This is a genomic window from Bacillus sp. LL01 (assembly GCF_001037965.1).
Genome location: NZ_LFEL01000195.1, coordinates 1 through 3,908 on the forward strand (window position 1 = coordinate 1; position 3,908 = coordinate 3,908).

Annotated in this window: 3 protein-coding genes; 1 reads left to right on the forward strand and 2 read right to left on the reverse strand. The window is 42.3% G+C overall.

Features of this window, described 5'->3' with window-relative positions; genetic code table 11:
- Both AB685_RS27765 and dcuS read right to left on the reverse strand, forming a co-directional pair.
- Positions 1–446, reverse strand: a 446-nt coding sequence (locus tag AB685_RS27765; RefSeq protein ID WP_047973836.1) for a response regulator, incomplete at its 3' end; no start/stop codon positions are given.
- Positions 424–2,055, reverse strand: coding sequence for a DcuS/MalK family sensor histidine kinase (gene dcuS / locus AB685_RS27770; protein ID WP_047973837.1), 1,632 nt, complete (start codon positions 2,053–2,055; stop codon positions 424–426). The genes dcuS and AB685_RS27765, both read right to left, overlap by 23 nt.
- 257 nt (positions 2,056–2,312) lie before the next feature.
- Here dcuS and secA point away from each other — a divergent pair.
- On the forward strand, positions 2,313–3,908 hold a 1,596-nt coding region (secA, locus tag AB685_RS27775; protein ID WP_047973838.1), incomplete at its 3' end, for a preprotein translocase subunit SecA.

Sequence of the window (3,908 nt, forward strand, 5' to 3'; positions counted from 1 at the left end):
ATCTCTTTATTTGAGTTCCCTTTCGTTAAAAATAAACGATCGACTTCCTCTTGTTGAATCGATTCTTTTTTCATATCAGTAAAGGTTTGCTTGTAGCGCAAGAGTGCATCTTGAAAGCGATCAAATTCAAACGGCTTAATTAAGTAATCGACCGCTCCAAAGCGCAAAGCGGTTTGAATCGAGCCGCGATCGTTTGCTGAGGAGACGACGATGACATCAACGGGATGATTGACGCGTCTTAACTCCATTAATAGGTCGAGTCCATTTTCATTCGTCATATAGACATCGAGTAAAATCAGATCAATCGGTTCTTCTTTTAAGTACGTCCAGCCTTCGTCGATACCTCTTGCGACACCGACAAGCTTAAATTCAGGAATGCGTTCAACAAAAATGGCGTTAAATTTCGCGACCATCGGATCATCTTCAATAATAAGTACTCGTATCATGGTTGGTATAGGAAATCCTTGCTTTAAAGGTCATCCCTTCTCCTTTCTCTGATTCAATCTCTAACTTACCGTTTGTACGTGTGATCGCTTCCTGGATTAAATACATCCCGTAGCCACGATCACCGCTTTTAGTTGATTTCTTTTTTTGTAGCCATGTTTCTGGGTGGTCAGTTTCTAATCCTGGTCCATTATCCATAACGGTCCACTCTAGGTTGTTATCATCTGAGTATGTGAGATCAATCTGAAGCTCTTGTTCGTCTTGGTCCTTTATCGCTTCATAGGCATTGTCGAGTGAGTTACCAATGACGGTGATCWAGGAATCCAGTACTTCTGGCTGCTTAATCGAAGGCCAAGGCATCTCGCCTGTTAAATCAATCTCAACTCCTTGTTCTTCAAGAAAACTCAGCTTATTTAAAAGATAGCCTGCAAGCACCGGGTCTTTGACATAGTCTGAGATCCAGCCGACATCTTTTTGGTAAAAATCTGAGATCGTGTTGATATAGGATTGAAGCTCATCGTACGATTCGGTGTATACCATTGCAGAAATGACATGAAGCTTATTCATAAACTCATGCGTGTGCMCACGCAGTGTTTCAGCATAGGTTTTAGCACCTGATAATTGCTCGAGCATAACAGTGAGCTCGGTTTTATCACGGAATGTTGCGAGTGCCCCAACAAGTTTACCAGCAGTTTTGACTGGTACATGGTTGATGACGATTTCCATTTGATTCAGCTTCTCTGGTTGATCGAGTTTCATTTCTTCATGAACGAGTACATCATGTAAGCGTGTGTTAGGCATAAAGGATGCGACATGTTGCCCGATTGGGTCTCCTCTTAGGCCGGCTCGATTAAACATGCTTAAAGCTGCTCGGTTTACGACGACAATCTTTCCTGAATCATCAATCGCAATGACGCCTTCTCGAACAGAAGCCAGCATTGCTTCGCGTTCTTTTAACAGTTGCGAAATTTCTCTTGGCTCAAGCCCATTTAAGGCATTTTTGACTTTTTGCGCTAAAAGAAGGGCCCCGATCATGCCGGCAACCAGGCCAAGGGCAAGTCCGTATAAAATATATTTCTGACTATCAAAGATCGTTGCGCGAATTTGACTGGTTAGAATGCCAGTTGAGACGACTCCGATTTGTTCTTCGCCATCATAAACTGGCACGAATGCGCGCATCGATTCTCCTAATGTACCTACTGCCACTGAGGTGTAAGATTCTCCTTCCAAAGCACGGTCTTGATCATCCCCAATAAAACGTTGTCCAATTAATTCTTCATTTGGGTGAGAGAGACGAATGCTATTCATATCCATGACGACGATATAGTGCACGTCGGTAAGGGCTTGAACTTCCTTTGTAAAGGCTTGCACAGAACCACCGTCGTCACCGTTTCGGAGGCCGTTGATCACATCAGGTGTTTGTCCAATCGTGGCGGCGATCGTTTGCGCTTTTTCTTCTAACGTTCTCTCGGTCCGTTGAGCAGAGTCATATCCAACGAGTAACCCCGTTAACAGAAGCGCACTAATGACAACAATTGAAACAAGTAGAATAATCAGAGTTTTTAATTGATAAGGTTTCTTCTTTTTTACATAATTAAACGGTTTGGCCATAGTTCTTTCCTCATTCGTGTGTCTATTTCCTTCTACTATATCAAATGAAGCTATTTAATAGGAAAAGAGTTTTGAAGTCAGACCTGTCATGTCGCAAAAAGTGTAAGACTGTGGGACTGTGTCGACATCTTCTAGGCGGCGCGGTGGTAATTGCCTTGTAAGGGTAGATTTAACCTGTTAAAATTAGCGTTAGTGAGATAATGCTTCACGTTCATAGAAAAAGTGTGTATGAGCTGAATGAAGAGAGGGCGAATTCAATGCTAGGACTACTTAAGAAAGTTATCGGTGATCCAAGTCAGCGTCAAGTAAAGAAAAATGAGAAGATTGTAGATCAAATTGATGCGTTGGCCGATGATATGAAAAAGCTATCAGATGACGGTCTTCAAAAGAAAACAGCAGAATATAAAGAGCGTCTTGAAAAAGGCGAAACATTAGATGATTTATTACCAGAAGCCTTCGCTACGGTACGAGAGGCGTCTACTCGTGTGCTAGGGATGACTCCTTATCGCGTGCAGCTATTAGGTGGTATTGCCTTGCACCAAGGAAATATATCTGAAATGAAAACAGGGGAAGGTAAAACATTAGTTGGAACCCTACCTGTTTATTTAAATGCGTTAGCTGGCAAAGGTGTTCATGTGGTTACAGTCAATGAATACTTAGCTCGTCGTGACTGCGAAATGATGGGTGAGCTTTATCGTTTTCTTGGTTTAACCGTTGGCTTAAATGAGTCAGGGTTAACAAAAGAAGAGAAAGCAGAAGCGTATCGTGCAGATATTACATACAGCACGAATAACGAGCTTGGCTTTGATTATCTTCGTGATAATATGGTTCTTTACAAAGAGCAGATGGTGCAACGTCCACTGAATTTTGCTCTTGTCGATGAGGTCGATTCGATCTTGGTCGATGAAGCAAGAACGCCATTAATCATTTCAGGTTCTGTTGAGCGTTCTACTCAACTTTATACACAAGCAAACTCGTTTATCCGTGTATTGAAAGCAGAAGAAGATTACACGTTCGACGAAAAAACAAAAGCAGTTCAATTAACAGAGGAAGGCGTTTCAAAAGCAGAGCGCGCCTTTGGAATTGAAAACTTATATGATCAGAAACATGTTCAATTAAATCACCATTTAAATCAATCATTAAAAGCGCATGTCGTGATGCAACGTGACGGTGATTATGTTGTAGAAGATGGCGATGTAGTCATTGTTGACCAATTTACAGGTCGTTTAATGAAAGGTCGTCGCTACAGCGATGGTCTACACCAAGCCATTGAAGCAAAAGAAGGCATGCAGATTCAACGTGAGAGCATGACACTTGCTTCGATTACGTTCCAGAACTACTTCCGTATGTATCAAAAGCTTGCTGGTATGACCGGTACGGCAAAAACGGAAGAAGAAGAATTCCGCAATATTTACGGAATGGACGTTATGGTCATTCCAACAAATAAACCAATCGCGCGTGAGGATCGACCTGATCTTATTTACAAGACAATGGAAGCGAAATTTAAAGCGGTTGTCACGGAAATTGAAGCTTTTCATAAAAAAGGACAACCAGTGCTTGTTGGTACAGTAAGTGTTGAGACATCAGAGCTAGTTTCAAAATTACTAAACAAACGTCGAGTTCCTCATCACGTACTAAATGCGAAAAATCATGAGCGTGAGGCTGATATTATTGAAGGTGCAGGTCAGCAAGGTGCGGTAACGATCGCAACAAACATGGCCGGMCGTGGTACGGATATCAAGCTAGGTGACGGTGTTCGTGAGCTTGGTGGCTTGCATGTTCTTGGTACGGAGCGTCATGAGAGTCGTCGTATTGATAATCAGTTACGTGGTCGTGCTGGTCGTCAAGGGGAT